Below are 25,863 nucleotides of genomic sequence, written 5' to 3' on the forward strand. Positions count from 1 at the left end.
TTTATTCACTATAAGCGTCTTTTAATGATATAAACTCATAGATTTTACATTTTGTTTTGATTTTTTCTTTTGCTATTTCTATATTTTGATTATCAGGTACTTCAAAAACTATTTCAAAATACTCCAATAAACTATCAGCATTTTTTGTAATATTAATACTATTAACATTGATTTGTAGTTTTAGTAATTCTGTTAATAATGCTAATAATGTGCCTTTTTTATTCTCTAAAGAAAAAATCATTTTATAATTTTTAGGAGCATGCTTAGACCATTTAATTAGCACCATTTCTTCTTTAGAATCTTCCATTAATTTACTTGCTCTTTCACATAATTTATTATGAATTGTAACAGAATGATTATGTTTAAAAGCAACTATATCATCACCTCTTTTTGGATTACAACAATAATCAAAATCCACATTATTTATTTTGTAGTTTGAATATACAACAAGATTTTCTATTCTTTGTTTTTTTAAATCATAATTTTTAACTAACCAAATTCTTTTTGAATATTTTTTAAGACTATCTATAACCTTACTTAAAGTAATATTATCTGTAGTGCATTTTTTAACATTTTTTGATAATTTTTCATTTGCAATCCAAGTATTTATTTTATCTTCATCAGCACTAAAAATAGTTTGCAAAATTCTTAACCCAGCTTTTTGGTCTATACTTGAAATTCTTTGTTTACAATGTGATTTAATCATAGCTTTGGCTCTAGCAGTAACCACACTATCAAGCCAAGAACATCTTGGTTTTGCGTTATCATCTATCTCAATTCTTACAATATCCCCATTTTTAAGACTTGTAAGTAATGGAGATTTTACTCTGTTTATATAAGCGTGACTTGCTTTAAGACCAATTTGTGAATGAACTTCAAAAGCAAAATCAAGAGCAGTCGAACCTCTAGGTAATGTAAAAATCTCTCCTTTTGGGGAATAAACTGCAATATCTTCAACATATAAACTATCTTTTGCATATTCATAAAATGCTAAATCATTGTCTTTTTCTTCTAAAGAACTATTGGTTGCTATATCATTTACCCAATCAGCTTTATAGTCTTCTTTATCATTTTTATATTTCCAATGTGCTGCAATTCCAAGTTCTGCAGTTTCGTGCATTTTATATGTTCTAATTTGTGCTTCTATTATTGATTGCGCGTCAAATAAAGTAGTATGGATTGTTTGGTAACCATTTTGCTTAGGTAAGGCAATATAGTCTTTAAATCTTGAAGCAAGTGGATTGAAATGCACATGTAAAAGCCCTAAAACTATATAACAATCTTTAACATCTTTTACTAAAATTCTAATCCCCAATAAATCAAGCACTTCTTCAATACTAACGCCTTTTCTTTGCATTTTTAAAAAAATAGAATATACATGTTTTATTCTTTTTTCTATTTTAAAATCTACATCTTCAATATATCCGTTATCACGCATTAAATTAATTATTTTTTCAATAAAATCATTTAATGTTAATTGTAATTGCACATTATTTGCCTTTAAATAATCTGCTATTTCTTTAAATTCTACTGGCATTAGATATTTAAAGCTCAAATCTTCTAAGTAATTTTTAATACTAGAAATTCCTAACCTATGTGCAATTGGTGCATATACCATTAGAGTTTCTTCAGCTATTCTTTTTTGTTTTGCCTCTCTTAACGCATCAAGAGTTAGCATATTATGCAATCTATCACATAATTTAACAAGCAATACCCTACTATCTTCAATGCTAACCATCAGCATATTTCTAAAAGTCATTGCTGATTTTCTAAGTTTTTCGTTTGATTCTGAACTAGCTAAATTATCTCCCCTAATCTCAACTATTTTAGTCATACCTTCAACCAAAATACCCACAGAATGTCCGAACATTTTTACAAGTTCTTCCTGAGTGCATTCGGTATCTTCTACAACATCGTGCAAAAGTGCTGCTAAAATCATACTTTCATCTTTTGAAAAGAAAGCTACAAAACACGCAACTAAAATAGGATGAATAGAATAAGGTTCTCCACTTTTTCTAAATTGTCCTTCATGTGATTTTATACAAAAATCTAAAGCTTTTTCAAGCATAGGAGTGCTTGAAAAAAGTGAATACAATAATTCCCGTGCTTTATTTAAATCATTACAATGCTTAATGTCTTCTAATAATGTTTCAAAACTTAGAATATTTTTCATTTTTTTTATTCGTTTATTACACCATCAAATATAATTTTTTCTTCAGCAACTTCTAACATTGCTATATCAGTAAATTTCATTTTTCCTTTTTCAACTTTTACTAAAGGTTCAGCACCATCACTTAATTCTCTAGCTCTTTTAGCTACTATTAAAGATAGAATATATCTATCATTTCCTACTTTTTCTAATGCTTTTGCTGCTACTTGTTCAGTTCTCATTTTATTCCTTTTAATTAATTTTTTACGATTGAGCAATTGCTAAAATCATCTTTAATAATTTTTAAAATATTACCTTCTTCAAACATATTGCAAACTACTATTGGTAATTTATTATCCTTAGCAAGTGCTATTGCTGTATCGTCCATTACCTTAATATCATCGCCCATAGCAAGTTCGTAACTTAACTCATTATATCTTTTTGCATCTTCAAATTTCATAGGGTCTTTATCATATACACCATTAACTTTTGTTGCTTTAATAATCATTTCAGCATTAATTTCAATAGCTCTTAAAACTGCTGCAGTATCGGTAGTAAAAAATGGATTACCTGTTCCTGCTGCAAAAATTACAACTCTACCTTTTTCTAAATGTCTTTGCGCTCTTCTCATAATATAAGTTTCGCAAAAAGCTTCCATTTGAATAGCACTCTGAACTCTTACACTAATTCCACAACCTTCTAACGCTTCTTGCATAGCAATTGAGTTTATCACGGTAGATAACATTCCCATATGATCGCCACTAACACGCTTAATTATCCCATCTTTAGCAGCACTAACTCCACGAATAATATTACCACCACCAATAACAATTCCTACTTGAGTTCCAGCATCTACTAATTGTTTAATTTGTCCTGCAATAAACTTTAAAATGTGAGTATCTATTCCAAAGCCTTGCTTTCCAGCCAAAGCTTCACCTGAAAACTTAATTAAAATTCTTTTAGCCATAATGATTTCTCCTTAATTGATAAACGCGATACTACAAAAAAATTTTTAACGCTTAAACTCAAGTAAGAATTTTTCAATCTGATATCTATCTCTATAAGCAGGGCTCATTAAATGAATTAAACAATCTCCTAAATCAAGAACACTCCAATCATCAGTGCATTCTTCATAATAAACTTTACTATTATGTTTTTTTAACAATTCTTTAATATCTTCAATTATTGCAAAAGATTGTTTAGTAGAAATCATAGTTGCAATAATTACTTCATCTACAAAATATTCACTTCCTTTAATATTAATCAACTCAACATTCTCTGCTTTTTTTTCATCTAAAAGCTTAATAATATCTTCATTTCTATTCATTACTTTCCTTTATAAAATTCTTTTACTTCATCTTTAATTTTAGGATTTACTTTTTCCAAAATCAAATTATTTCTTATAAAACTTGAAGATATATCTTCATTTATTTCAAGTCTTAAATAATTATCTGGTATAAAAATATTATCCCTACTAGCTATAACAAAAACGACATTTTTAGATAATTCATCAAAATTATGCCATTTATGTAAAGTTTTTAAATGATCAGCCCCTATTATAAAATAAATTAAGCTAGAATTTAGTAAATTTTTAAAATACATAACACTCTTAAAACTAGGAACTGGCTCATTTTGAGATATTTCATAATCACTTATTAATAATTTATCACTTTCAACAAACACGCTCTTTAGCCATTTTAATCTAAGTTCTGGACTAGCATTAAAATTATTTTTAAATAAACTAATATATGTTGGCAATATTATTAATTTATCAATATCTAATGTATCTAAAGCTGCTTTTACTACTTTTTCATGACCTAAATGAACTGGGTCAAAACTACCACCAAAAATTGCTATTTTCAAAATCTCTTAACCTTTTTTTATTAGTATTATCTCAAATTTTTTAAATAAAGGGTTAAAAATGGGAGTAAATGTAGCGATTAATGGATTTGGTAGGATTGGTAGATGTCTTAGTAGAATAATTCTTAATGAAAACAAAATGAATTTAGTAGCAATAAATTGCTCGTGGGATATGAAAAGTATTAAATACCTTCTAAAATACGATAGTGTTCATGGGAATTTCAATCAAGAAATTGACAATGATGGAGAAGATATTTTAATAGTAGGAAATAAAAGAATTCAAATAATTAGAAGTAGAGAAATTGAAAATATTGATTTTGCTAAATATGGAGCTAGTTTAGTTTTTGAATGCACGGGAGCATTTTTAACACAAGAAAAAACTAAAGCATATTTAGACAATGGTATTAAACAAGTAATTATGTCAGCACCACCAAAAGATAATACACCTATGTTTGTAATGGATGTAAATCACACTAAATATAACGGCGAAGCTATTATTTCAAATGCAAGTTGCACAACAAACTGCCTTGCACCAATGGCAAAAGTTTTAGATGAAAATTTCGGTATTAAAAAAGCTTTAATGAATACAATTCACGCATATACAGCAACTCAAGAACTATGTGATACAAAATGCCCTAAAGACATTAGAAGGGGTCGCGCAGCAGCACTAAATCTAGTCCCATCAAGCACAGGTGCAGCAAAATCAATAGGTAAAGTTATACCTAACCTTTTAGGTAAAGTTGATGGTCAAAGTGTTAGAACTAGCTTAGCAAATGTATCAATGCTTGATTTAACTTTATTGTTAGATAAAAAAACTACAAAAGATGAAATAAATGAAACTTTTATAAAAGCAAGTAAAACAATGAATGAAATTCTAGCAATTGATTACGATTGCTGCGTTTCAAGTGATTTTTGCACTAGCACTTATGGATGTATATTTGTCCCTGATTTAACTCAAATAATTGATGAAGATTTTGTAAAAGTTCTAGCTTGGTATGATAATGAATACGGATATTCATATCAATTAAATAGATTAGCTCAATATATTAGCAAGGAGAAATAATATGCCTTTAATTTCCATAAAAGATGTAGATTTAGTAAATAAATGTGTTTTTATTAGATGTGATTTTAATGTCCCACAAGATGAATTTGGAAACATTAGTGATGATAGAAGAATAAAATCTGCAATTCCAACTATTAAATATTGCCTTGACAATGATGCTAGAGTGATTCTTGCAAGTCATTTGGGTAGACCAAAAGAAATAAGTGATAAATATTCTTTAAAGCCAGTTGCAAAAAGATTATCAAAACTTCTTGGAACTGAAGTTATAATGGCAAACGATATAATCGGAGAAGATGCTCAAAACAAAGCTAAAAACTTAAAAAAAGGTGAAATTTTACTACTAGAGAATTTAAGATTTATAAAAGGTGAAACAAAAAACGATGAAGATTTGGCTAAGAATTTAGCTTCAATGTGTGATGTGTATTGTAATGATGCTTTTGGAGTTTGTCATAGAGCACATTCAAGTGTAGAAGCAATTACTAGATTTGCAAAAGAAATTTGCGCTGGGTTTTTATTGCAAAAAGAATTTAATTTCGCACAAGATTTATTAAAATCTCCTGCTAGACCTTTTGTTGCTGTTGTTGGAGGTAGTAAAGTTAGTGGAAAATTACAAGCTTTACACAATCTGCTTCCTAAAGTTGATAAGATAATAATTGGTGGCGGAATGGCTTTTACTTTCCTTAAAGCAAACGGATTAAATATAGGAAATTCAATTGTAGAAGAAGAACTAATTGAAGATGCTAAACAAATTATGCAAACTGCAAAAGAACTAGGCGTTAAGTTATATTTACCTGTTGATGTTCTTGCTGCACAAAGCTTTTCAAATGATAGTGTAGTAAAGAAAGTAAGCGTTCAAGAAATACCAAATGGTTGGATGGGGCTTGATATTGGACCTGCTAGCTCAATTTTATTTAAAGAAATTTTAAGTGATGCACAAACTATATGGTGGAATGGACCTATGGGGGTATTTGAGTTTGATAAATTCTCAAAAGGTAGCTTTAAAATGAGCCATTATATAAGCGATTCTTATGCTACTAGCGTTGCTGGTGGTGGAGACACTGCTGATGTTATTAATCGTGCAGGAGATGCTGATGATTTTAGTTTTATCTCTACTGGCGGTGGTGCTAGTTTAGAACTAATTGAAGGTAAGGAATTACCTGCTATAAAACCACTTATATTAAAGGAAGAATATTAATGATAATTGCCGCAAATTTTAAATGTAATCATACTAGAAAAGGTTTTGCTGAATACGCTAAAAAACTTAATGCTTATTTAAGATTTAGTGATTTTACTAATCTTGAAGTAATTGTCGCTCCAAGTGCAACTTCATTTATTGATAGTGAATTTAGTTTCATTCAAGCTGCTCAAAATATATATCCAACTCATAGTGGAGCTTTTACTGGAGAAATTGGACTAGATCATTTGCTAGAATTTGGAATTAAAACAATTATTTTAGGACATTGTGAAAGAAGAAATTTAGGCGAAACAGATGAATTTCTAGCAAAAAAATTTGAATTTTGCGCTGAAAATGATTTAAAAATTATTTATTGTATAGGAGAAGATTACTCTACTTACGAACAAAATAAAAGCATAGATTTTTTAAACAAACAACTAAATAAAATAGATTTACAATATGATAAATTAATATTAGCTTATGAGCCAATTTATAGTATTGGTAAAAGTGCTGCAAAATTAGAAGATATTGAAAATATTATGAGCTTTTTACGCTCAAAAACTAAGCAAAGTATTTTATATGGTGGTAGTGTAAATTCTAGTAATATCGCTGATATTAAAAGACTTTGCGATGGGGTTTTGGTAGGTGGAGCTAGTCTTAATGTAGATGGTTTTATAGACTTAATCAATGCCGCAATAAGAGGTTAATATGATAGGCCTAATCGGTGGGATGAGCTATGCTAGCACAATAACTTATTATAAATTAATAAATGAATTTAGCCAAGCTCATCACAATTCTTTATCTCGTGCAAAGATTTTAATATCAAGCGTAGATTTTGATGAGATTGAAGAACTTCAACACAATAACGAATGGCAAAAAGCAGGAGAATTATTAAATAAAGAAGCAAAAAGATTAGAAAAGGCTGGAGCAAACATAATTGCACTTTGTACAAATACTATGCATAAAATTGCAAATGATTTGCAAAAAGATTTAAAAGCTAGATTTATTCATATAGCCCATTCAAGCCTTAAAGAATTAAATCATAATAATATAAAAAATATTTTATTACTAGGCACTAAATACACTATGCAAGAAGACTTTTATAAAAAAGAGTTAAAAGGAATAAATGTAATTACCCCAAATAATAGTGATATAAATACTATTAATGATATTATTTTTAATGAACTTTGCTTTAATGTTATCAAACAAAATAGTAAAGAAACTTTCATAAATATTATAAATAAACATAATATTGAAGGAATTTTATTAGCTTGCACTGAAATTGCACTATTAATTAACGAAAATGATTTCAAAAATATAAAAGTCTTTGATACAACATATATTCATGCAAAAGATATATTTTTGCAGTCTTTAGAGTAAAATGACAAGAGTTGTAGTAAAACCAATAGATAAAAATAAATTTGAATTAGCTTTTGAATATAAATATGAAAGTAAAAATCAAACCATCATAATACCAAAGGGATTTGTTACAAATGGAGCAAATATACCTAGAATATTTTGGAGTTTCTTTCCACCGAATTCTCCAGAATACTTATCAGCAGTAGTAATTCATGATTTTTTATGTCTTCAAGCTAAAAAAAGTAAAAAATACCAAGACGCTGTTTTAGCTGATGAAATTTTTAAAGAAGCTCTTAGAACTTTGCAAGTAGCAAATTACAAAATTAAAATATTTTATTTTTCTTGTAAAATATATCATTTATATAAAAAATACTTAGGATTTTATAGGTAATAAAATATTAAATACAAAAACTACATACTATAATTTAATAGTTTTCATTCGTTAAAATTTTAATACTTAAGTAAATAATATAAATCAAGATTTAATATAAAAGTTCTGATTTGCTTATGTAGTCGTAGTTTTAGCAATATTAAAAAAATTATTGTGTTATAAATTGTGCTAAATTGTGCCAAAAAATCTAAAAAAATAATTTTTGTAAAGATTAAAGTTTTCAATACAAAACATAAATCTATCAAAAAAAGCAAAAATATTTTTTAGAAAAATTAGAATTTTTAAAAAAATCCTAAAGAATTGTCTAAAAACCTAGCAAAAATCGGCGAAAACACTTATTTTTAAAGTTAAAAACCATAAAAAAATAAAAATTTTCCTTTCGGTGGGGGGCGGCGAATTTTTAAAAGTGTAAAAAAATCTGATGTGGCGAGTTTATAAAATATGCTTTTAAATTAACAAAAACATATCTAAAATCGTTTTAAATATAAAATTAGTATCTTAGTATGTTTTAGTAAAGATTTTTAATTTTAAGCGTAATTTTGAAAGATTTAAATCATCCAATTGCTTATAAAAGCTTTCACTCTTATAAGCATTAAAACCGCACCGCAGTTTTTTTGGATTGATTTTGCCTTAAGCTAAAGCTAAGCAGTGCAAGTTTATAATGCTTTTAGGTTTTTTTGAATTGTGCTTTACTTAGAAACTTTTTAAAGTTTTAAGTAAAGCGATTACAAGAATTAAAAATAAAATATATTCTATCATCTTTAATCCACCATATCTTTCCACCAAAAAAACAAAAATTAAAAATAATTTTAAATCATCTTTAACTCTTAAGCTTTAGCAAAAGACACAAGTATTTTACCAATTTTTCCTTAAAATAAATTTAAATTCTTTATAAAATTAATTGTTTATTAACTTTAGTATGGTATGTGATTTTTTTAAGTGGGGTGGCGAATTTAAATTCTTAAAAAAAATAAAGAATTTAAATTCAGAATTAGGATTATTTTTTATCAATTTCTAAAAGCTTATCGTTTATTATTTTTTCATACTTCATAGCTTTTTCATAGTAATAAATAAATGCTTCAACCCAAGCAGGTGCTTCTTTTCCATCTCTATGCCAACCATAAAGAGTACTTACAGGCAATTTTACAATTTCAGCAAAATCGTTTATTGTTAGTTTTAATTCTTTTAATTTTAATAAAAAATCTTTTTTTGTCATTTCTACTCCTTAAAAAAAATTATGAAGATAATAGCATTTTTATATATATTTGTCAAATTACAAAATATTTTTTTGTAAATAACAAATAATTAAGTTTAATTTAAGAATATTATGTTACATTTCGCTTATATTTAGTTAAATACAAAATAAAAATAAGTAAATTACTAAATAATTACAAAAGAAAGGAGATTAACCAAATGCCATAAAAAACAAAAAAAGATTTTTAGAATGGATAAAGAAAAAAAGTTGCTTTAAAAAGCCAAAAAAATAAAAAACAAAAGGATAAAAAATGATAGATTTAAATATAAATTTAGAAGACTTCTTAAACGAAGTTGCAAGGGTTATAGTTAGCGAGTTGAATGATAAAGATTTTAATAACTTGAGCTTAGAAGCACAAACACTTGTCATAGCTTATAGGCAAGATAATTTCAGTGCTTATGAGTTTCAAGAAAAGCACAATCTTTTGCTAAAACACATATTATTTAGAGAACAAATTTCAGAAGATGAGTTCGTAAAGCTTTACGATGATGAAATGTTTTTAGAAGAGATAAGCACTCTTTCTAAAAACGATAAATTAAAAGAGATTTTAATATCTCATTGCAAAAGGCTTTTTGCTTAAGAGCCTTTTAGCCCTTGTTACGAGCAAGGGCTTTTATTTTAAGCAAAAATTATAAATAAAAGGATAAAAAATGAAAAACTTATTAAAAATAATACATATTATATAAATTAAATTAGTTTTTATAGATATCTAATTAGTTTTAGAACAAAGAATGGAAAAAATAAGAATGGTGGAGCTGTGGAGATTTGAAAATATCTATAAAATAGTAGTTTAAAAATCTTAGGGGCTTCTTTAGGACATTTTACTATTTTTTTAATTCTAACTTTTATTTAATTCTTGTGTAAAAATTTCATCAACTTCGTCTATATCAATATTATCATTGATGTATTCTTTGATGGTTTTCTTTGATTTTTTTAAGAAATCATATTTACCCCTTTTGGTCTTGCCAAACATATTAGGAGCTTTTTTAATCGCAATTGGGTCGTAAGGCAACACTCCTTCTCTGTCAATTGTAATTACTTTAACTCCTAACTTTTCATTTATATCAATTTTCTTTACTCCTAGCTTTTTGTCAATATATTCTGTTTTATTACCTTTCAAGTCATCAATACCAATTTTAGCTCTTGCTGTCGCACTAATTTTTATCTTTAGCTCGTTTGGTTTTGCTCTGTATGTTTTCATAACGCTTGATTTGTTTAAAATCTTTTTGTCTATACCTGTTTTCTTTACCATATTGTTTATGGTATCTTTTTTTACTTTTGTAATAGTTCTATTTAGTGCATTTTTTATCTCTTTATTTGCTTGTTTTTCTATGTCTTTTATATTTTTAATCCCTGTAATCATTCGCTATCCTTATTGATTAAATACCCTGTGATTTTTACGCTTTTTGCGTGATACATACTGCTTTTTGGCTCTGCCCCACGAGTAAAAAGCTCAGGGCTGTCTGTTTTGCTAGTGATGAGTATCTTGCAATCTAAAAAATCATCAAAACACATAAAATCTACAACCTTTTTAGTTTTTACAATCTCATCAAGTTTATTTAAAATATCTAGCCTATCTTCTACTAAATAAGCATTAAAGCTTATTTCTTCAGTATATCCACCCACGCATTGATAAAATGTATTAGCAATACCTTCTACTTTATTTATCTTAGGCATTAGAGTTCGCTTTATACCATCAATTCCATCTTTAATATAAAGCTCTATATCATCAATCATAATTACCATTTTTGCTCCTACATATCAGCAAAGCTATAGTTTTGTGTTTGCACTATTGCTGCTATTTCTTGTGCTGTTTCTTGCCTATCTACATAGATATTTACTTGTTTATTATCAGTTATGCTTTTTTGCTTGTTTTGATTGCTTATCACTTGTTCTTGCTTAGCTTTATCATATTCTGCGTTTAGTTTTATCAGCTCATTTACTTGTGTATTTTTGATGACTTTTTGCTCATCATCTCCCCACAAGCCAAAACCAGTAGAAAAAGCTTTTTTAGTGCTATCCCACGCGTCGCTTATACTATCTCCTATACTGCTTTTAATCTCACTTGCTTTATCAATTAGTCCTACGGTGTAATCATAGGCTTTTTGTGTCCAATCAATAAGCTCTTGAATTATATAAATAACACCATGCACTGGCATTGTAACTATCTCAAATGCTTTAGCTAGTCCTTGCCCGAAACGCTCACCTGCACTTTTCGCACTCTCTAATTGTTCGCTTGAATGCTCTGTTTGTGTAGTAAAAAAACTAAAAAATCCTTTTGTCTTATCCCACACCCAATCTACACCTATGCCTATTGCGTTAAATGTAGGTGCTAAACTCTCGGTAATCGGAGCAAATGCACTAGAAAAGCCATCATAAACTCCGCTAAAAAATGATTTTATAATGTCCCAATTTTTCCACACTGCAAAACCAATTCCAGCAATAGCAGTAATGATTAAGCCGATGGGGTTACTAGCACAAGCTAAAGTTAAAGCTCTTGATACAGTCCAAATGGAACTTATACTAAGCTTTGAGCTTGTTTGCATAGCTGTTCCCATACCACGAGCTAAAAGAGTACTAAGTTTTATACGCTCATTTAAAGCTATAATTGGCAATCCTATTAATTTAAAAACACTTTTTCCACTTTCAATTGCAAACAATGCACTCTTGTAAGCAACTAAGGCACTCACTCCACCTACTACAATTTGCGTTAGTGTTTGATGATTTGCTGTAAAATCACTTACTAAATGAATGCCCTTTGTAAGATAGTCTAAAAGAGTGCTAATAGTTGGCAAAAGTGCGTTTCCTATGTTTTGCCATAAATCCGTAACACTATTATTAAAGATTTTAAGCTGATTATTAAAGCCTTGTTGTGCTGCTTCAACTTCGCCATCAAGCTTACTACTAGCATTTATATCGTTCATTTTCTTTTTAGCTTCAGTATAAATATCCATATTTTGAGCTAGTTTCAGCAAAGCTGTGCTCTCTTTAGCACCTACAAGACTTGTTAAAAGTTGCTTTTGCGTATGGCTGTCATACTTATTTATCATTTTCATAAATGCTTGAAGCGTAACATCTGCATTTTGCTTAAGTGCATTAGCAAAGTCTTGTGGGTCTATTCCCATTTGTAAAAGTGCATTATTATCGCCTTTTGCAAAGCTTTCATAAAGCTTTTCTATTGCTTTTTCGCTCTCGTTTGCTCCAACTCCTAAGCTGTTTAATGCTCCGCTAAGTGCGGCGGTTTGCTCTAGGCTAAATCCGATTTGCTTACCGCTTTCGCCTAATTTATCAAGCGTATTTAATATCGCTTGTGGGTTGGTTTGTAAACTCTCGCCCATAGTGTGAATTGCACCAGCTAGAGTGTTTATCTCATCAGCTTTTAACCCCATTTGGCTAAGCTTTCCCGTGAGCTCTGCTACTTTTGTGCTATCAAGCCCAAAACCAATAGCGATTTTATTTGCTAGTGTTGTCATTTCATTTAGATTACTAGCATTTACGCCGTTTTGGATAAGTGATTGGCTCATTGATATTAGTTCGCTTGTTGCCGTTGGTGTAGTTCTTGCTAGTTCTTTAATAGCATTTTCATAGGCTTTTGTTTGTTCTTCACTTAGTGCAAGTGGGTTTTTGATACTATTAATGCCTTCTTCAAAACTTGCAGCAGCACTTACATATTTTCCAAATGTATTTTTAAGAGTATAAAAGCCAGCAAAGGCTTTCGCACCATTTTCTACAATAGAATTAAAGGCTTCTTTAGTATCAACTACTAACTTTTGTTTTAATGCTAACTTTAAGTTATCTCCTAGCTCTTTTATTTTTGCTTGAGCTTTATTAATATCCAAATCAGCACTTTGTGAGATTTTTGTAGCTAGTTCTTCTTGAGCTTTTTTGTATTGCTCGTAACCATCAAGAATTAAATTATTATATTTAGTGCCTAATGTTTCGCTTTCTTTGCTAATACGCTCAAATGCTTTACTCCAAGCGTTGATACCAACTCCAAATTCTAAGACTTTTTCTTGTGCCACTAACCACCCCTTTTAATGATTTTCACAGCTTCACCCATATAAAACTTGATTTCGCTAAAAGTCATTTTTTCACAATCTTTTAGCGAAGTGTTGAAGGTCCTACTGATTACGCAATAGGACCTAACGAGTTTTTTGCGATTTTTTCTAGTGCGTCTACTGGTAGGTTTAGCCTTAACCATATTTGTGATAATTCCATTTGTATTGAGTTTGGCAACTTGTAAAAAATCTCTTCTGTAATAAGTCCATCGGTTGCATATTCAATTCCTAAAATCGTGCCTTTATACTCATCTTTTTTTCTTTCAATGTCAACAGCTCTCATTTGCTGAACTGAAAGCTCTTTTAAAGTTACTTCAAACTCGCCCCTTTTATAAGTCTCACTTTTATATAAAGTATTAAAATCAAAATTATTAAAATTCATATTATCTCCTTAAATATTACTTCTAATTTCTGCGTAAATATCTGTAATGCCGTCTGGCATTAATATCTCATTATCTACATCATATAAAAATGCTGGAGTTAAATTGATAAGCTCTGTATATGCATAGCAACTTAACTCAATCTCTACTTTAATCTCTTCTTCCATTGCGATTTTTGGTGGTGTGATTTTTTTAATCTTGCCATTTGCCACAATTTTATAACTAGTGTTTTTGTCGTTATCACTTATATTATTTTCAAGTACAATCAGTGTTCTTTTTAGACTTGGATTAAACGCTAATTTAAACATAGCATTATCAACTGCATTTACAACTACTTTTAAGCTTTGTGGCTTTAGGGTTGGCAAAACTATTTCTTTTTTGCCTATACTAGCAGCTACTTCTTTTGTTATAAATTCATGCTCTGGCAAATCTGCTTCTACTAAAGCACCTTTACATTTAATGCCATTTAAGGTTAAACTTGCACCTGTTAGTGCTTGTGGTTCTATTCTCATTTATTCTCCTTTAAATAATTTCTACTTTAAATACAACGACTGGTAAGCCATTTTCATCGTTTTGTGGTTTTGGATTTGGAAAAAAACTCATAAACTCATTAAACGCATCACGACTTTGCCAAACGCCTTTTTTATCTCTTCTTCTACCTGGTAATAAACACCCAGCCGTATCTTCATCGGTATTGCCTGTGTGAATTAAAATAAGTCTTGCTAGTGGCACATTTTCATTCCATAAAATCGGAACAATTTTGCCACTTGGTCTTATAAACCAAGAAGCATTATAAACACCAGGTAAAATAGGTTTATCAAACCCACTTTTGATAGTAGGTTCTCCTGGTGGCTCACAACCAAAACACTCAAACAAGCTCTCGTTATTTTCTGCTCTTAAATCCCACACGCTAAGGGTTGCTTGTGGGGTTCTTAAATCTCTATGAACGATTAGCTTTTTCATGATGCGGTCTTTTGAATATTTTCAATAATAACGCCAAGATGCCCTGTAACTCTGTTTACATACGCATAGATTTTCTTAGCCACTGGACGCTCTTGTACGTCAAAATCTATACTTATCTCACATCCTGCTAAACTCGTTTCTGTGTTTTTAGTTAAATCAATACTGATTTTTCCATAGGCAATAACTTTATTTGCAATTAATCTATTGTTAAAATCAGTTATGCCTGCAAAAACAGTGCTAAATAGCTCTAAATCTTCATCATTTACTTTTTTAAGTATTTTTTTAATCTCTCTTGCATATTCATTGATGATAATACCTGTTCTAATATCTGCGAAATCATCTTCAAGTTTTTGAATTTTGCATTCACAACCCCAAATCTTAAAGCCATCATCACTTACTACCATCGTAATATAATTAGCTCTTAGCCTATCAGCTGTGGTGTCTTCACCTTCAAGATATGTAGCGATTGTATTTATTGCTGTAATGCCTTTTAGGTACTTACTTGATAAGCTTTTGCCAAAAGCGTAAGGCTCACTTGCTAATAACTCGCTATATCTAGCTAGTAAAAATGCTTTCAATGGGCGAATACCACCACCAATTCTTGTTATTAATTGATAAGAGATTATCGCTTGTTGCACTGGGTAATTTTCAGTCTTTGTTAAAATCGCACTTTCTGTATTTTCGCTTAGTTGATGAAAGAAAATAAAGCCCATTTTCACTGCGTTTTGATGAAGTTTAAAATAAGTATCATCACTATCTAAATCACATAAAACCCAAAACGCTCTAATTTTTAAGGCATTTTCGCAATCATTTAGCTTATCAATCGCATCTAAGCAATTTTGCGTAGTGTTTAATGTATCATCGTGATATGTGATAATAGCTATTTGTGAGCTAAAATTAGCAGCCTTTAAGTCGTTTAAATATTCCGTATCTTTTAGCTTTAGCTCTGTTAGGTCTTGCTCTAAATTAATTAAATCATCATATAAATAATAATTAATGCCTACATTTTCGCTCGCTAAAATTAGCACCGTTGGTCTTGCGTTATCAATTTTAACTAAAGGAACGCCTTTGTTCTTTTTAATAACTGTTGTTCCAAAACTTCCTACTGACATTTACTCTCCTTTTTATATAATTGAATATTTTCCAGCACTTGAGCCACTGGTAATATCTGCTTTAGCGTTAGCTTTAATTTCAGCTACTACTCCACTAGCGATTGCATCTATAAACTCTTTATTAAATGCTTTATGATTTGCTCCACCTTTAACTTGTTTATATCCAGCATTACCAAGAGCATTACATATAGCTTCGCTCATAGCTTCTTTAGTCATTTTGCACTCCTTGTATTACTTGAGCCATCACCGTGTGGTGCACCTGTGAAATGACAAATGCTTTGGCAAGTAATAACCCCAGTTCCACCAAGCCCTAAATCAACTGAAGGGCTATCAACCTTAACAGTATTTGCTTTTACATTACAATCTACGCAAGTAATGTTTATAGTTTTTACTGCGTTGATTTCTAATGTATTGCTTTTAGTGTTATAACTTAACTCTGTGCCATCTTCGTAAGTGATTTTGTGCGTAAATTCATCGCCGTTTACTGGATAATCCACGTTAAAAAAACTAGCTATTGCATACATAAAGCCACCATCAAGCTCAATAATACTTACTTGTTCTCCAACTTTTGGCGGAGTGTAGATTTGCACATAAGAATTAGCCACTTGTTTATAAGGCATAAAATCGCTTATTGTTCCTTGATAATCAACTTTTACAAGACTTTTTTCATAATTTACTTCTACTATTTTTCCTAAGTACGCTTTCATATCGCAAAATGCTCCGTGCTGTATTTAAGCTCACATTTAATAGACATTTTAAAAGCTTCTTTATTTGCAAGTTCAATGTGTTCTCGTTCAATACTTTTAATGCCTTTTATCATCGCCCCTAACTCTGCACTTTTAAGCATTTGCAAAATATTAAATACAAGTTCATTACATTTAGTATAAGAACTATCAAACACGCTAATATCTAAGTCTATTATGTGAAAATATTGCCCTGCATTTGCACTTATGCTATCACTCTTATCTGTGATTACACACAATGGAAATTCATCACTGCTTTTAATATTTAGTGCGAATAGTGAAGTATTTTTAATCAGCTTTTCTAAAACTGATTTTAAATTCAGCATTATTTCGTTAATTTTTATAGCTGGTGCTTGTGGCTCTTTGCTTATAAATTGCTCTGTAATCTTCATAATGTTGCTTTCTTTATTGCTTCTCTTAGATAAAATCTATTATTAACTTCAGCGTATATTTCTTTTTTTATAACTTCATATACATTTTTGTTAATTGTGATTTCATCACCTAAGCTTACTCTATCACCTGAGCTTTTTAGAGCTATTATTGAAGTTTTTACTTCACTCAGCTCATCGTAATTTAGCAACCTATTTGAAAAATTAGCGTAAAAGTTGCCTTTATCATGTGCTACTTCTACGCCGTTTTTTAAAACTCTAGCTAAATCACGCTCAAGTGTTTTGTGTATTTTCATTACTTGCCTTTTTTGTCTGCTTTTTGTTCTTCAGGCTTTGGTTCATCTGCCTTTTGTTCTTCACCTAAATCGCTAGGCTCATCGTTTGCCTTTGGTTCAGCTTGTGTTTTGCTTTCTTTTTTAGCTTTTTTACTTGTTTCATCAAGTTCTTTAATATAATTTGCTCTTAGCAATTGCTTAGCGTCTTGTTCACTAAGCTCTATATTGTCACCTACTGGATAGGTCTTTTTCTCGTAATAAAAGCTAACTAATACTTCATATTTTTTCATTATTTACTCCTTAAAGTGATTTGTTTTGAGCTAAACAAAACGCATTTTCATTTAATACACCCATTCCTACATCATAAAACGCCTCTAAGATATAAAGTCCTGCGGGTTGTGGCAACATTGACATTCTTAGATTTCCAAACGTAGCAAGTGCTAGATTGCTAAAATCACCAAACACCATATCTCCTTTTTTTAGCGTTTGACAATGTGAGATTTTATTGCCTGCTAAGGTGTTATCTTTATCTATTAGATAAATACCTGTATTTGCTGATTTTTCTGTAGTTCTTAAGATATTAATATCTGTTTTATTTGCGTAAAACTCTGTATTGCTTGGGTCATAATTAGCACTTATTAAAGCGTTTTCAAAATCAAGAGTTTTAGCAAATGTAGGAGCTTTCATGTAATTATCGTTTCTAGCTATGCCATTTGTAGCGAACAATCCTGCAAACTTACCAACTTCGCCATAACCTTCGTATAAAGCCATGTTTTCAAACTTAGCTTTAAATGCTCTTACGCTCTCTCTCCAAACAATGCTTTCAAGGTCAAAATCGCTCATATATAGCATTTGATGAGTAAGCTTTACTGTAATTCTAAGTGTTACAGGACTTATTTTTAATACATCAAAATCTAGATTTTGACTTGCTTGTTCTGTTCCGTAAGCAACTTTTTCAGCTGTTAGCGTTGATAAGTCTTTTGGGATTACGATTTCATTTGTAAGACCTGCAAACATACGACATTTATTTAAAATATCGCTTTCTATTCTCATTTGTTCTACCAATAAATCAGCTCTAAACTCATCGTGTGTTGCACCTTTTAAATTGTCGTTTAAATAGCCATTAAACGGATTTGCAAACTGATGACCGAACGACTTTGGCAATTCTAACATTGTGTTTGTTTTTTGATATTCACTTAGATTAAATCTTAAATCACTACTCTTAATCACTCCAGCTTGTAGCTTTAATGCTTGTGCTAATGAAAAATTACTATCACCCATACAATTTCTTGCTCCTTTTACGCTAAATGTTTTTAAATCTCTTTGTTGGCTTAATAAAAGCTCATCTTTAAACTCTGCAAGACTTTTGCCTTTAGCAATAAATTCGCTCGCTAACTCGCTTTTGCCAAACAACGCTCCAGCTCTTGCGATTTCTTGCTGCTCTGCTAATCTTGCACTAAGTTTTTTTGATTTAAACTCTTTTTTGTCTTCTTCATCTTCTAGCTCTTTATCTTCATCTTGCTCTAACTCTTCTTGGTCTTTTTCTAGTTCATCATCTTTTTTGATGTCTTCATCGTTAAACTTCTTTGCCATTTTTATCTCCTTTTTAAATTGATTGATTGTTTTTGCATTTGGGTCAGCTCCTAGCCACACAGCTGAAAGCTCATAAATCTCAGCGTTTTTTAAAATGATATGCTCTAACTCAACGCCGTTACTTACTTCTGTAATTACTTCATAATCATCAGCTCTAGCACCAACGCTTACACTATCGCTAAGTCCATTTTTAAACTTTAAATATGCCTGATAGCTTTGTTCTACTTCTTTAAAGAACTGAACTTTACATTTAATGCCGTCTTGTTCGTGCTTAGTCTGCGTTATCTTGCCGATAGCATTTCCAAATGATGGCTCGTGGTCTAGGTAAAGCGTAGTTGCATTAAACTTAGCCGAACTAATATCTATTGATAAAAAATATTTTTCATCGCTAAAAAACTCGGTTCGCTCGTGCTTGTTGTCTTTGCTTAAAGCCATAAAACAAATCTCTAGTTTTTCATCATCGTGGCTTAGTGCTTTTGCACTTAGCTTGTAATCTTTCACTCTTCTTCTCCTTTCTTATTTTGTGTATTATTTTGTGTAAAATTTTGTGTATTTTTGTCTAAATCTCTTTCCTTAATCAGCTTTATCAATTCTTGTTCTTTTTGCATTTCGCTTAAATGTGTGTCGAGTTCCTTGCCTTTTTCACGCAAGATTTCGCTATAAGTTTTTGTGCCGTTCTTTAATTGAATATCATTTGCCTGTGCGTCTTTGGTTGGGTCAATGCTTTCGTATCCTTGCCCTTTGAAGCTAAAATTAGCTTTTATTAGCTCGTAGTCTTTTAAGCTTATTTGTTCGTTTAAATACTCAATCTCTAGCCATTTTGTAAAAATTACTGAGTGTATTTTTCTAGCTAACTTTTTTTGTAGTCTTTTGTAATTTCTTATATTTATTAATGCACCTTGGCGAATGCTCGAGAAATTAACTTGGCTCATATCTCCTGTGTATGTGGCATAATCAACTTTTAAAGCTTTTGCTGTTTCTTGATTTGCACTTAATAAGAATTGTTGGAGTGATACTGGGTTATATTCTTTTATCATTTCAACGTCTACGTTCGATGGGATAAACTGCATTTTTCCACTATCAACTTCTTTAATTAATTGTATCTCTTCATCATCGCCTAGCGTGTCGGCTAATGGATTATCTTTTTCTTTTAAAAAGCCTGTGAGCTTACTTTGCAATTGTGCTCTATCCAGCTCTGCTTCTTTTAAGTCAGCACATTGTGTAACATTCAAAATCACTGATACAAATTCACTTATCCCACGATGTGAAAAAGTAGCTTTATCATTTTTCACATAGATAATATTGTTTGAGTTGATTTCAATTGTTTTGCGAGTTATTGGATCTGTGTAGATAAATGATTTTATCTCTTCACAGCTTTCATCTTTGTATTTTATGCTATAAAATAAATCTTTATAATTCGTGTTGGCTGCTAAAAAGTTCTCACTATCAAGTAACTTAATATGAAGCTTATTTTTTATAATCTCGCAATATATAAAGACTTCGCCATCACGAATTAGGTTGCGTAATATTTGCTCTTCTATATCTTCAAAATCAATATCAAGCTCGTATTTAAACCACTTGTTCTGAATAGCTTTGTTTAGCTTTGTATTTGGCGTGGCTACATCTAATACTAGACCTTCATCGCCAAGGATTTGAGCGACCATTGTATTTAAGTAGCCTTGAATGAGCGGGAAATCATTTTCTAAATTTCTTGCTTGTATCCTAACTCGCTCAAAATATGTATCTGTTGGGCGTGGAACATTAAGTCTTGCGAATGTGTTTTGCTTGATAGAATTAGTGTAAATTGACTTACTTAGGTTTGTTTTTGCTTTGCGTTGCTTAGAAAAAAAATTAAATAACTTCATGCAAAAATAAACCTCATCTCTTTAACTTTTAAAGAGTTCGCATAAGTGCTTTTTAATCTTTCAAGCTCAAGCACTAGCTCTGCACTTGATTTTTTGCTAATTACAACGCCATCAATTGTATATGAAGTGATAGGGTCTGCAAGGCTCTCGCTTTGCAAAACTTCATCAATGGCAATGTTAATTAATCTAATTCTTTCTCTTATACGCTCTTTATTCATAGCGTGAGTTTAAAAAATAAAAGGTTGTTATTTGTATTACAAATAAGAATTTATTTAATTTGTAGATAAGGCAATGTTTTTATGTGTTTTTATAATTTAAATGAATGAAGTTGATTTTTAATTTTTTTCACAAATCGGAAACCTGCAGACGCGAACCACCAACTCTTGAAAAATCACAGGAAGAACCTAAACAATATCTAGCTCACAGTTGCTATCTAACTCTTTATATTTTTCTAATAATTCAAGTTTTAAATCATTTAGTAATACTTCACAAGCTTCTTGCAAGCTTGAATGTTTATGCACTTCTTTATCAAGCTCATAAACTTTTTTCGCAAGTGCTTTATAAGCATCGCTTAATACATTCTCGACTATTGAAGCTTTTATGTATTCTTTTTGTTTTATCTCATAATCAAGTCTTTTTAAATCTGTTTCAGCTTTTGCCTTTTCTGTATCAGCGATTATTTTTGCCATTTTGGGGTCATCGCTATCAAGTATCATTTTATCTTGAATGTGGCGAAAATATTCACTAGCAAGCTCCATATCATAGTCCCCGCACGGACTTATAGGTTTAAATTCTCGTGAATTAATAAAATCATATATAGCTCGTGGTGAAACATTGAAAATCTTAGCTACTTCTCTTACTTTCACTCAAATGCCTTTAAGTATTGCTGTAATGCTTGTCTTATTATGACACTTTGTTTTATATTTCTTTCTTCGCTATATTTAATTAATTTGTATAGTGTTCTATTATCAATACGACAATTTAAGCTATGCATAAATGCTGACTTTTTATTCCTTATCTTCTTCATTGCTTAATCTTCCTTTTCTTTTTGCTTAAAAATGTTTTTATAGCTGCTAGGTTTAGTACACTTAAATCTAATGCTTCATTTCTATCTCTATCTTTTGTAAATCTTAAATTCTCATCTCCATATTTATTTTTTACAACTTTTAAGCTCTCAGCTGTTAGTTGCTTGAAATACTCATCGCTATAAGTTTTTGCAAAAACAACTCGCTTATTTTCTATCATCGCAAACACTTCGCTTTTGCCTGTAAAAGTTCCGATTTCAATTAATCCTACACCTTGCTTAACCGCCTTTACTTTGTTTACTAAAAGCTTTTTATTATTGTTTGTTTCATTCGCTCCTTTAGTGGCAAAATAGCTCTTATGCCTAGCTACGAAGTTATAAACTTCTTCTGTTAGATAGCCACTATCTACAAAACATAAACTGCATTTTAAATACTCGCCAACTTCGCTCATAAAAACACCATTTTGCACTAATTCGTGTAACTTGTCCCACATCATTAACTCTCTTGGATTGCCTTTGATAATCTTATGCGTAATGTTATAAACTCGCAAATCTTTTAAGTCTTTGTTCGCTCCTGCGAAATTAACTTCAAGCCTATCTTTTTGCACATCCACGCCAGCCACGATAAACGCCACATCACTTGAAAAGCTAAGATTGTCATAATCTCTTTTAAGCTTGATTAAATCACTTTCATTCATCTTGCTTTCTACTTTTGGTGTGTAGGTCCTAGCTAGTGTGGTATTTATAAATACTTGCAAACCTGCTTCGCTTTTGCACTTATCTTTATAATCTTTAATTATGCTTTTTAAACTCACATACTCACTATAAAGCGATGAGAGATGAAACCCAGCTGTTTCACTTTCGCACTCTTTTATCCACTCGCCTTTTTTAATTATCGCTAGGCGTTCTCTTTCGCTTATCTCGTGCTTACAATTAATACAAACTAGGCATTCTTTATCTAAATCCACATTCTCCCATTCCAAAACTTGCTTAAACTCACATTTAGGACAAGGCACATAAAAGCGTCTTTTGTCGCTTTTATCGTATTCGTTTTGTATCTTGCTAGTGCCATGTAAAGTAGGCGTGCTAACTAATAAAATCTTTGCGTTTGGAAAAGTAATAGTTCTTTTCTCTGCTAGTGCTACACTATCGCCTTCTGCTGTATTGCTGCATCTATCAACTTCATCAACGATTAAAAATCCGATAGGCTTAGAAGCAAGCTTACTAACACTATTTGAGCCTACGAAGTTTAAAGAACCGCCCTTGAAGTTCTTAATTAGTATCGTATCACTTGCGTTCTCGCCCATAATCTTCGCAACTTCTTTACAGTCCCTTTTTAATGGTGCAAATCTACGCTTACTAAAGTCTTCAGCCATTCCTTCATCAGGTAACATATACAAAATCGGCGTTGGATCGTGTGCGATTAGATACGCTAAAGTATTTAAGCACATCTCGGTTTTACCAAGTTGTGAAGCTAAGTTTAATACTACTCGTTTATGCTCTTTATCACTAATTGTAGTTAGTATCTCACGCTGATAACTAGCTGCTTTAAATCTACCTGGTCTAGCACTTCCTTCCGCACTTAAGAAACGATATTTCTCACTCCACGCTAACAAATCCAAGTGTGGCTTAGTAAAAATACTATTCGCAAGTATCGAATAAAGATGCTTCGTATTCTCTAAGTCGTAATTTACGCTTGTAATCATTTATTAGCTCCGCATATTTGTAATAAATAAACTCGTTTTCAAAAAACACGATTTTATAACCTTGCCTTATTTCTTCATTGCTTAAGAAATCTTTAAAATCTTTCCTGCTTTGCTCTCTAGCAGTTCTTAATGTTATACTTTCAATTTCATTAAGATTTGTATATTTACAAGTTGAATGTAAAACGCTAAAGCTTTCTTTAATAAAGCTTGTTAATTCACTATCTTCATTGAATGCCTTGATTTTTTGCTCTAACAATTGTCTTCTTAGCGAATACGCTTCTCTTAGCTTAACTCTTGTGTAATCACTCTTAAACTCTTCAAATACTAGTAGCTTTAAGCTCGGTATTTTATAAGCAAAATCAGGCGTATAAATACGCTCTACTCTTGTGTTTTTTAATGGTGGCTTTCTTGCGTGATTTTTACTATTGCGTTCTAAAGAATATTTAGTCTCTAAAGTGTCAATAATCTTAATCGGTGCTTGATGAACTAAGTCTTTAATCGCTCCTACGCTTTGCCATTGGTCTAAAACTTCAAGTCTTTTTAATTCAGGTTTTGAGCTACTCATACTATGACCTTAACTAGAATATTTTTTAAGTTTTTTTTGCTCTTGCATTCTGCTAAATATTCTTGCTTAGATTTATCATCTCTTAAGAATAATTGTAGCTCTTCGGTATTTTTTAATATATGCTTGTTTCCTTTTTTATCATAAAATAAACAAATAGCATTAAAACATTTGTTTTCAATATGTCTAATTACTTTTTTATTACTAGACTTCGCTATTTGAATATATTCATCTTTAAGATTTTTAATATTCCAATAGTTGCTAAAATAATCAGCATCAGAATATGCAAAATGTTTTAATCCCTTACGCCTAATTAACTCAGCTAGTGTGTCATCTTCAAACGCAACGCATTGGCAATTAAAGTTAAAAAAACTAGCTACATTTTTAAGAGTATTCAAAGCAGTGTTAAAACTTTCTTCATAATGTAAATCTAATATCTCTGCAATACTAGGTAAAGTTCTACAAGTTACAATAGCTTTATCTACAACACAAGCTAACTCATCATTATCTAAATCCTTTAGCTTATCATAATATAAATCAAATCTTTTAAAATCATCATTAAATGCATTGAATAAGTTTTGTAGTATTTTTATTTTCATAATTATCCTTTCTTAGTTGATTTTTCATTTGTTCATAGTAATTTGTGCCTTCTTCTTTGTCTTTAATTCTTGCTAGTGCTAGTGCTAAATTTTGTTTTTGCTGTGCTTCTAGTCCTGTAAGTTCATTATTCTCTACTTGTCTTTGCAAGTTTGGATGTAGTGCGTAATTATGATTTAAACCAATTTGAGCGTTGCTCTTAAAATAATGGCTCTCGCAAGTTATCCACCCTTTTGCTAAACATTTATTTATTGCAATAAGTGGGTTTGGGATTTGTTTTAACTCGTTTATTAAATCGCTTATGTAAGCATCTGTGATTTTGTGCTTTTTGTTACGATTGTTTAAAAACTCATCTAGTTTAGAAATAAACTCATCGCTAGTATTATTTAGCTCGGTTGCTATTCTTTGTGCTTTAAGTTTTAATTGAGATTTATTTTCATTTTGTCCTTTAGTTTTTGTTTGAGAAATTTCATCACAAACAACACTAGCCCCTTTATAAGGGGTTTGGGGTTTTATAAATTCATCTCTTACTCTACTCTTACTCTTATATATATAGGTAGGGCTTGTAACATTTTGGCAGTCGTTGTGTGCCATTTTATCAGTTGGCTTGTGACATTTTGTCACTAATTTTTCTTTTAATTTAATCTCAAAATTAGGTTCTAATTGATAAATAATATCGCTTTCATTATGATATAATTTATCATCATTAGCCTTTTTGATTATTAGATTTTTATTTAATAAAACTTCAACATTTCTATAAAATGTCCTTGAAGAAATCTGCAAGGCTTTTATACATTTGTCTAAATTAAACTTGGTTTTGCTTTTTAGTAAAAAATACAATAATTGCTTTTGTGTCTTATTAACTTTTACTAATTCATCAATTTTGCTATCAGCTACGCAAAAAGTCATCTTCTCTCCTTTCTAAATTGATAATATTTGGTATCACTAAAAAGTGTGCTTATCTCTGTTAGCTCATTTGCTTTTAGCTCTTCTATAAAGCTATCAAGGTTGTATCTTAAATCCTTATCAAGCTTTAGAATTGTTTTCTTTAGCTCATCTAAAGAAAACTCGCCTTGCAATTTCGCACGCAAATTAGCCATAAACATAGTTCGCTTTTTTTGAGCTTTCAAAAGTTCGTTTGTGTTAAATGTGCCTAGTGTCATTTTTTTTGCACCTTATTTTAAAATATCTTATTTTATACTAAAAAATATATTAATAATAAATATTTTTAGTAAATGATTGTATTATAATGTTTTTTTAATATACTTAAAAGGATATTTTAAGAATAAGATATTAATATTCTTGTAATCGTATTAAGAATTTAAATTAGAAAAAAAAAGGAGAA

General features: G+C 30.4%; 34 protein-coding genes. 6 read left to right on the plus strand and 28 right to left on the minus strand.

Features of this window, described 5'->3' with window-relative positions:
* Position 1 precedes the first annotated feature (1 nt).
* The 5 genes from KJR01_RS05060 to nadD are packed head-to-tail and all read right to left on the minus strand — an operon-like array spanning position 2 to position 4,012.
* A complete protein-coding gene (locus KJR01_RS05060; protein WP_502756450.1) occupies positions 2 to 2,182 on the minus strand; it encodes a RelA/SpoT family protein in 2,181 nt (726 codons plus the stop codon).
* Positions 2,179 to 2,391: a DNA-directed RNA polymerase subunit omega gene (locus tag KJR01_RS05065; RefSeq protein WP_214117576.1), complete on the minus strand. Its 213-nt coding sequence runs from the start codon at positions 2,389 to 2,391 to the stop codon at positions 2,179 to 2,181. Before KJR01_RS05065 ends, KJR01_RS05060 begins: the two co-directional genes overlap by 4 nt.
* Positions 2,392 to 2,405: 14 nt before the next feature.
* Positions 2,406 to 3,116 carry a UMP kinase gene (pyrH, locus tag KJR01_RS05070; protein ID WP_250325143.1) on the minus strand — a complete coding sequence of 237 codons (711 nt, stop codon included), beginning with the start codon at positions 3,114 to 3,116 and terminating at the stop codon, positions 2,406 to 2,408.
* A 45-nt stretch (positions 3,117 to 3,161) separates the two neighbouring features.
* On the minus strand, positions 3,162 to 3,476 hold the full coding sequence (gene rsfS / locus KJR01_RS05075) for a ribosome silencing factor (protein ID WP_214117577.1): 315 nt from the start codon (positions 3,474 to 3,476) through the stop codon (positions 3,162 to 3,164).
* A complete protein-coding gene (gene nadD / locus KJR01_RS05080) occupies positions 3,476 to 4,012 on the minus strand; it encodes a nicotinate (nicotinamide) nucleotide adenylyltransferase (RefSeq protein WP_214117578.1) in 537 nt (178 codons plus the stop codon). Before nadD ends, rsfS begins: the two co-directional genes overlap by 1 nt.
* A gap of 58 nt (positions 4,013 to 4,070) precedes the next feature.
* Here nadD and gap point away from each other — a divergent pair, with 58 nt between their 5' ends.
* Genes gap through KJR01_RS05105 form a run of 5 tightly spaced genes read left to right on the plus strand, consistent with a single transcriptional unit; the run spans position 4,071 to position 7,996 of the window.
* On the plus strand, positions 4,071 to 5,072 hold the full coding sequence (gene gap / locus KJR01_RS05085; RefSeq protein ID WP_214117579.1) for a type I glyceraldehyde-3-phosphate dehydrogenase: 1,002 nt from the start codon (positions 4,071 to 4,073) through the stop codon (positions 5,070 to 5,072).
* Position 5,073: 1 nt separating this feature from the next.
* A complete protein-coding gene (locus KJR01_RS05090; protein WP_214117580.1) occupies positions 5,074 to 6,267 on the plus strand; it encodes a phosphoglycerate kinase in 1,194 nt (397 codons plus the stop codon).
* Positions 6,267 to 6,953: a triose-phosphate isomerase gene (locus tag KJR01_RS05095; RefSeq protein ID WP_214117581.1), complete on the plus strand. Its 687-nt coding sequence runs from the start codon at positions 6,267 to 6,269 to the stop codon at positions 6,951 to 6,953. Before KJR01_RS05090 ends, KJR01_RS05095 begins: the two co-directional genes overlap by 1 nt.
* Position 6,954: 1 nt before the next feature.
* Positions 6,955 to 7,626, plus strand: coding sequence for an aspartate/glutamate racemase family protein (locus tag KJR01_RS05100; RefSeq protein ID WP_214117582.1), 672 nt, complete (start codon positions 6,955 to 6,957; stop codon positions 7,624 to 7,626).
* 1 nt (position 7,627) lies between these two features.
* Entirely contained in the window at positions 7,628 to 7,996 is a 369-nt protein-coding gene (locus KJR01_RS05105) for a DUF1353 domain-containing protein (RefSeq protein WP_214117583.1), read from the plus strand.
* A 997-nt stretch (positions 7,997 to 8,993) separates the two neighbouring features.
* Here KJR01_RS05105 and KJR01_RS05110 read toward each other — a convergent pair.
* Positions 8,994 to 9,212, minus strand: a complete 219-nt coding sequence (locus KJR01_RS05110) for an XRE family transcriptional regulator (RefSeq protein ID WP_214117584.1) — start codon at positions 9,210 to 9,212, stop codon at positions 8,994 to 8,996.
* Between the two features lie 289 nt (positions 9,213 to 9,501).
* Here KJR01_RS05110 and KJR01_RS05115 point away from each other — a divergent pair, with 289 nt between their 5' ends.
* The gene (locus KJR01_RS05115; protein WP_214117585.1) at positions 9,502 to 9,831 is read left to right on the plus strand and encodes a hypothetical protein; all 330 of its coding nucleotides are present in this window, start codon (positions 9,502 to 9,504) and stop codon (positions 9,829 to 9,831) included.
* 258 nt (positions 9,832 to 10,089) lie between these two features.
* Here the strand turns inward: KJR01_RS05115 and KJR01_RS05120 are convergent, their stop codons facing one another.
* The 22 genes from KJR01_RS05120 to KJR01_RS05225 form a co-directional block, all read right to left on the minus strand.
* Entirely contained in the window at positions 10,090 to 10,614 is a 525-nt protein-coding gene (locus KJR01_RS05120) for a hypothetical protein (RefSeq protein WP_214117586.1), read from the minus strand.
* Entirely contained in the window at positions 10,611 to 10,997 is a 387-nt protein-coding gene (locus KJR01_RS05125; protein WP_214117587.1) for a hypothetical protein, read from the minus strand. Before KJR01_RS05125 ends, KJR01_RS05120 begins: the two co-directional genes overlap by 4 nt.
* 8 nt (positions 10,998 to 11,005) lie before the next feature.
* Complete coding sequence (locus KJR01_RS05130; protein ID WP_214117588.1) at positions 11,006 to 13,273, minus strand: phage tail tape measure protein; 2,268 nt, start codon at positions 13,271 to 13,273, stop codon at positions 11,006 to 11,008.
* A gap of 106 nt (positions 13,274 to 13,379) precedes the next feature.
* Positions 13,380 to 13,691 (minus strand): hypothetical protein, encoded by a 312-nt coding sequence (locus tag KJR01_RS05135; RefSeq protein WP_214117589.1) that lies wholly within the window; start codon positions 13,689 to 13,691, stop codon positions 13,380 to 13,382.
* Between the two features lie 9 nt (positions 13,692 to 13,700).
* Positions 13,701 to 14,201, minus strand: coding sequence for a phage major tail tube protein (locus tag KJR01_RS05140; RefSeq protein ID WP_214117590.1), 501 nt, complete (start codon positions 14,199 to 14,201; stop codon positions 13,701 to 13,703).
* Between the two features lie 10 nt (positions 14,202 to 14,211).
* Positions 14,212 to 14,652, minus strand: coding sequence for a DUF5675 family protein (locus KJR01_RS05145; protein ID WP_214117591.1), 441 nt, complete (start codon positions 14,650 to 14,652; stop codon positions 14,212 to 14,214).
* On the minus strand, positions 14,649 to 15,764 hold the full coding sequence (locus KJR01_RS05150) for a phage tail sheath protein (RefSeq protein ID WP_214117592.1): 1,116 nt from the start codon (positions 15,762 to 15,764) through the stop codon (positions 14,649 to 14,651). Before KJR01_RS05150 ends, KJR01_RS05145 begins: the two co-directional genes overlap by 4 nt.
* Positions 15,765 to 15,776: 12 nt before the next feature.
* Positions 15,777 to 15,980 (minus strand): hypothetical protein, encoded by a 204-nt coding sequence (locus KJR01_RS05155; protein WP_214117593.1) that lies wholly within the window; start codon positions 15,978 to 15,980, stop codon positions 15,777 to 15,779.
* Positions 15,977 to 16,471 carry a phage baseplate assembly protein V gene (locus KJR01_RS05160; RefSeq protein ID WP_214117594.1) on the minus strand — a complete coding sequence of 165 codons (495 nt, stop codon included), beginning with the start codon at positions 16,469 to 16,471 and terminating at the stop codon, positions 15,977 to 15,979. The genes KJR01_RS05155 and KJR01_RS05160 overlap by 4 nt, the downstream gene beginning before the upstream one ends.
* Complete coding sequence (locus tag KJR01_RS05165; protein WP_214117595.1) at positions 16,468 to 16,899, minus strand: hypothetical protein; 432 nt, start codon at positions 16,897 to 16,899, stop codon at positions 16,468 to 16,470. The genes KJR01_RS05160 and KJR01_RS05165 overlap by 4 nt, the downstream gene beginning before the upstream one ends.
* Complete coding sequence (locus KJR01_RS05170) at positions 16,896 to 17,192, minus strand: hypothetical protein (protein ID WP_214117596.1); 297 nt, start codon at positions 17,190 to 17,192, stop codon at positions 16,896 to 16,898. Before KJR01_RS05170 ends, KJR01_RS05165 begins: the two co-directional genes overlap by 4 nt.
* Entirely contained in the window at positions 17,192 to 17,461 is a 270-nt protein-coding gene (locus KJR01_RS05175) for a DUF7210 family protein (RefSeq protein ID WP_214117597.1), read from the minus strand. Before KJR01_RS05175 ends, KJR01_RS05170 begins: the two co-directional genes overlap by 1 nt.
* 10 nt (positions 17,462 to 17,471) lie before the next feature.
* Positions 17,472 to 19,265, minus strand: coding sequence for a phage major capsid protein (locus tag KJR01_RS10455; protein ID WP_214117598.1), 1,794 nt, complete (start codon positions 19,263 to 19,265; stop codon positions 17,472 to 17,474).
* The gene (locus KJR01_RS05185) at positions 19,262 to 20,629 is read right to left on the minus strand and encodes a phage portal protein (RefSeq protein ID WP_214117599.1); all 1,368 of its coding nucleotides are present in this window, start codon (positions 20,627 to 20,629) and stop codon (positions 19,262 to 19,264) included. The genes KJR01_RS10455 and KJR01_RS05185 overlap by 4 nt, the downstream gene beginning before the upstream one ends.
* Positions 20,626 to 20,847 (minus strand): hypothetical protein, encoded by a 222-nt coding sequence (locus KJR01_RS05190; protein WP_214117600.1) that lies wholly within the window; start codon positions 20,845 to 20,847, stop codon positions 20,626 to 20,628. The genes KJR01_RS05185 and KJR01_RS05190 overlap by 4 nt, the downstream gene beginning before the upstream one ends.
* 186 nt (positions 20,848 to 21,033) lie before the next feature.
* Positions 21,034 to 21,495 (minus strand): helix-turn-helix domain-containing protein, encoded by a 462-nt coding sequence (locus tag KJR01_RS05195; protein WP_214117601.1) that lies wholly within the window; start codon positions 21,493 to 21,495, stop codon positions 21,034 to 21,036.
* Positions 21,492 to 21,656: a ribbon-helix-helix domain-containing protein gene (locus KJR01_RS05200; RefSeq protein ID WP_214117602.1), complete on the minus strand. Its 165-nt coding sequence runs from the start codon at positions 21,654 to 21,656 to the stop codon at positions 21,492 to 21,494. The genes KJR01_RS05195 and KJR01_RS05200 overlap by 4 nt, the downstream gene beginning before the upstream one ends.
* The gene (locus KJR01_RS05205; protein ID WP_214117603.1) at positions 21,653 to 23,359 is read right to left on the minus strand and encodes a terminase gpA endonuclease subunit; all 1,707 of its coding nucleotides are present in this window, start codon (positions 23,357 to 23,359) and stop codon (positions 21,653 to 21,655) included. Before KJR01_RS05205 ends, KJR01_RS05200 begins: the two co-directional genes overlap by 4 nt.
* Positions 23,295 to 23,924 carry a hypothetical protein gene (locus KJR01_RS05210; protein ID WP_214117604.1) on the minus strand — a complete coding sequence of 210 codons (630 nt, stop codon included), beginning with the start codon at positions 23,922 to 23,924 and terminating at the stop codon, positions 23,295 to 23,297. Before KJR01_RS05210 ends, KJR01_RS05205 begins: the two co-directional genes overlap by 65 nt.
* Positions 23,921 to 24,520, minus strand: coding sequence for a hypothetical protein (locus KJR01_RS05215; RefSeq protein ID WP_214117605.1), 600 nt, complete (start codon positions 24,518 to 24,520; stop codon positions 23,921 to 23,923). The genes KJR01_RS05210 and KJR01_RS05215 overlap by 4 nt, the downstream gene beginning before the upstream one ends.
* Positions 24,480 to 25,427 (minus strand): hypothetical protein, encoded by a 948-nt coding sequence (locus KJR01_RS05220; protein ID WP_214117606.1) that lies wholly within the window; start codon positions 25,425 to 25,427, stop codon positions 24,480 to 24,482. Before KJR01_RS05220 ends, KJR01_RS05215 begins: the two co-directional genes overlap by 41 nt.
* Positions 25,424 to 25,681, minus strand: coding sequence for a hypothetical protein (locus KJR01_RS05225; RefSeq protein WP_214117607.1), 258 nt, complete (start codon positions 25,679 to 25,681; stop codon positions 25,424 to 25,426). The genes KJR01_RS05220 and KJR01_RS05225 overlap by 4 nt, the downstream gene beginning before the upstream one ends.
* Positions 25,682 to 25,863: the final 182 nt, after the last annotated feature.

The sequence above is a fragment of the Campylobacter sp. 2018MI10 genome (genome assembly GCF_018501175.1).
Classification (GTDB): Bacteria; Campylobacterota; Campylobacteria; order Campylobacterales; family Campylobacteraceae; genus Campylobacter_E.

Coding starts and splice junctions, on each gene's coding strand:
- KJR01_RS05065 (WP_214117576.1), bottom strand. CDS start 2,391: ATGAGAACTGAACAAGTAGCAGCAAAAGCATTAGAAAAAGTAGGAAAT.
- pyrH (WP_250325143.1), bottom strand. CDS start 3,116: ATGGCTAAAAGAATTTTAATTAAGTTTTCAGGTGAAGCTTTGGCTGGA.
- rsfS (WP_214117577.1), bottom strand. CDS start 3,476: ATGAATAGAAATGAAGATATTATTAAGCTTTTAGATGAAAAAAAAGCA.
- gap (WP_214117579.1), top strand. CDS start 4,071: ATGGGAGTAAATGTAGCGATTAATGGATTTGGTAGGATTGGTAGATGT.
- KJR01_RS05090 (WP_214117580.1), top strand. CDS start 5,074: ATGCCTTTAATTTCCATAAAAGATGTAGATTTAGTAAATAAATGTGTT.
- KJR01_RS05095 (WP_214117581.1), top strand. CDS start 6,267: ATGATAATTGCCGCAAATTTTAAATGTAATCATACTAGAAAAGGTTTT.
- KJR01_RS05100 (WP_214117582.1), top strand. CDS start 6,955: ATGATAGGCCTAATCGGTGGGATGAGCTATGCTAGCACAATAACTTAT.
- KJR01_RS05105 (WP_214117583.1), top strand. CDS start 7,628: ATGACAAGAGTTGTAGTAAAACCAATAGATAAAAATAAATTTGAATTA.
- KJR01_RS05110 (WP_214117584.1), bottom strand. CDS start 9,212: ATGACAAAAAAAGATTTTTTATTAAAATTAAAAGAATTAAAACTAACA.
- KJR01_RS05115 (WP_214117585.1), top strand. CDS start 9,502: ATGATAGATTTAAATATAAATTTAGAAGACTTCTTAAACGAAGTTGCA.
- KJR01_RS05120 (WP_214117586.1), bottom strand. CDS start 10,614: ATGATTACAGGGATTAAAAATATAAAAGACATAGAAAAACAAGCAAAT.
- KJR01_RS05125 (WP_214117587.1), bottom strand. CDS start 10,997: ATGGTAATTATGATTGATGATATAGAGCTTTATATTAAAGATGGAATT.
- KJR01_RS05135 (WP_214117589.1), bottom strand. CDS start 13,691: ATGAATTTTAATAATTTTGATTTTAATACTTTATATAAAAGTGAGACT.
- KJR01_RS05140 (WP_214117590.1), bottom strand. CDS start 14,201: ATGAGAATAGAACCACAAGCACTAACAGGTGCAAGTTTAACCTTAAAT.
- KJR01_RS05145 (WP_214117591.1), bottom strand. CDS start 14,652: ATGAAAAAGCTAATCGTTCATAGAGATTTAAGAACCCCACAAGCAACC.
- KJR01_RS05150 (WP_214117592.1), bottom strand. CDS start 15,764: ATGTCAGTAGGAAGTTTTGGAACAACAGTTATTAAAAAGAACAAAGGC.
- KJR01_RS05155 (WP_214117593.1), bottom strand. CDS start 15,980: ATGACTAAAGAAGCTATGAGCGAAGCTATATGTAATGCTCTTGGTAAT.
- KJR01_RS05160 (WP_214117594.1), bottom strand. CDS start 16,471: ATGAAAGCGTACTTAGGAAAAATAGTAGAAGTAAATTATGAAAAAAGT.
- KJR01_RS05165 (WP_214117595.1), bottom strand. CDS start 16,899: ATGAAGATTACAGAGCAATTTATAAGCAAAGAGCCACAAGCACCAGCT.
- KJR01_RS05170 (WP_214117596.1), bottom strand. CDS start 17,192: ATGAAAATACACAAAACACTTGAGCGTGATTTAGCTAGAGTTTTAAAA.
- KJR01_RS05175 (WP_214117597.1), bottom strand. CDS start 17,461: ATGAAAAAATATGAAGTATTAGTTAGCTTTTATTACGAGAAAAAGACC.
- KJR01_RS05185 (WP_214117599.1), bottom strand. CDS start 20,629: ATGAAGTTATTTAATTTTTTTTCTAAGCAACGCAAAGCAAAAACAAAC.
- KJR01_RS05190 (WP_214117600.1), bottom strand. CDS start 20,847: ATGAATAAAGAGCGTATAAGAGAAAGAATTAGATTAATTAACATTGCC.
- KJR01_RS05200 (WP_214117602.1), bottom strand. CDS start 21,656: ATGAAGAAGATAAGGAATAAAAAGTCAGCATTTATGCATAGCTTAAAT.
- KJR01_RS05205 (WP_214117603.1), bottom strand. CDS start 23,359: ATGATTACAAGCGTAAATTACGACTTAGAGAATACGAAGCATCTTTAT.
- KJR01_RS05210 (WP_214117604.1), bottom strand. CDS start 23,924: ATGAGTAGCTCAAAACCTGAATTAAAAAGACTTGAAGTTTTAGACCAA.
- KJR01_RS05215 (WP_214117605.1), bottom strand. CDS start 24,520: ATGAAAATAAAAATACTACAAAACTTATTCAATGCATTTAATGATGAT.
- KJR01_RS05220 (WP_214117606.1), bottom strand. CDS start 25,427: ATGACTTTTTGCGTAGCTGATAGCAAAATTGATGAATTAGTAAAAGTT.
- KJR01_RS05225 (WP_214117607.1), bottom strand. CDS start 25,681: ATGACACTAGGCACATTTAACACAAACGAACTTTTGAAAGCTCAAAAA.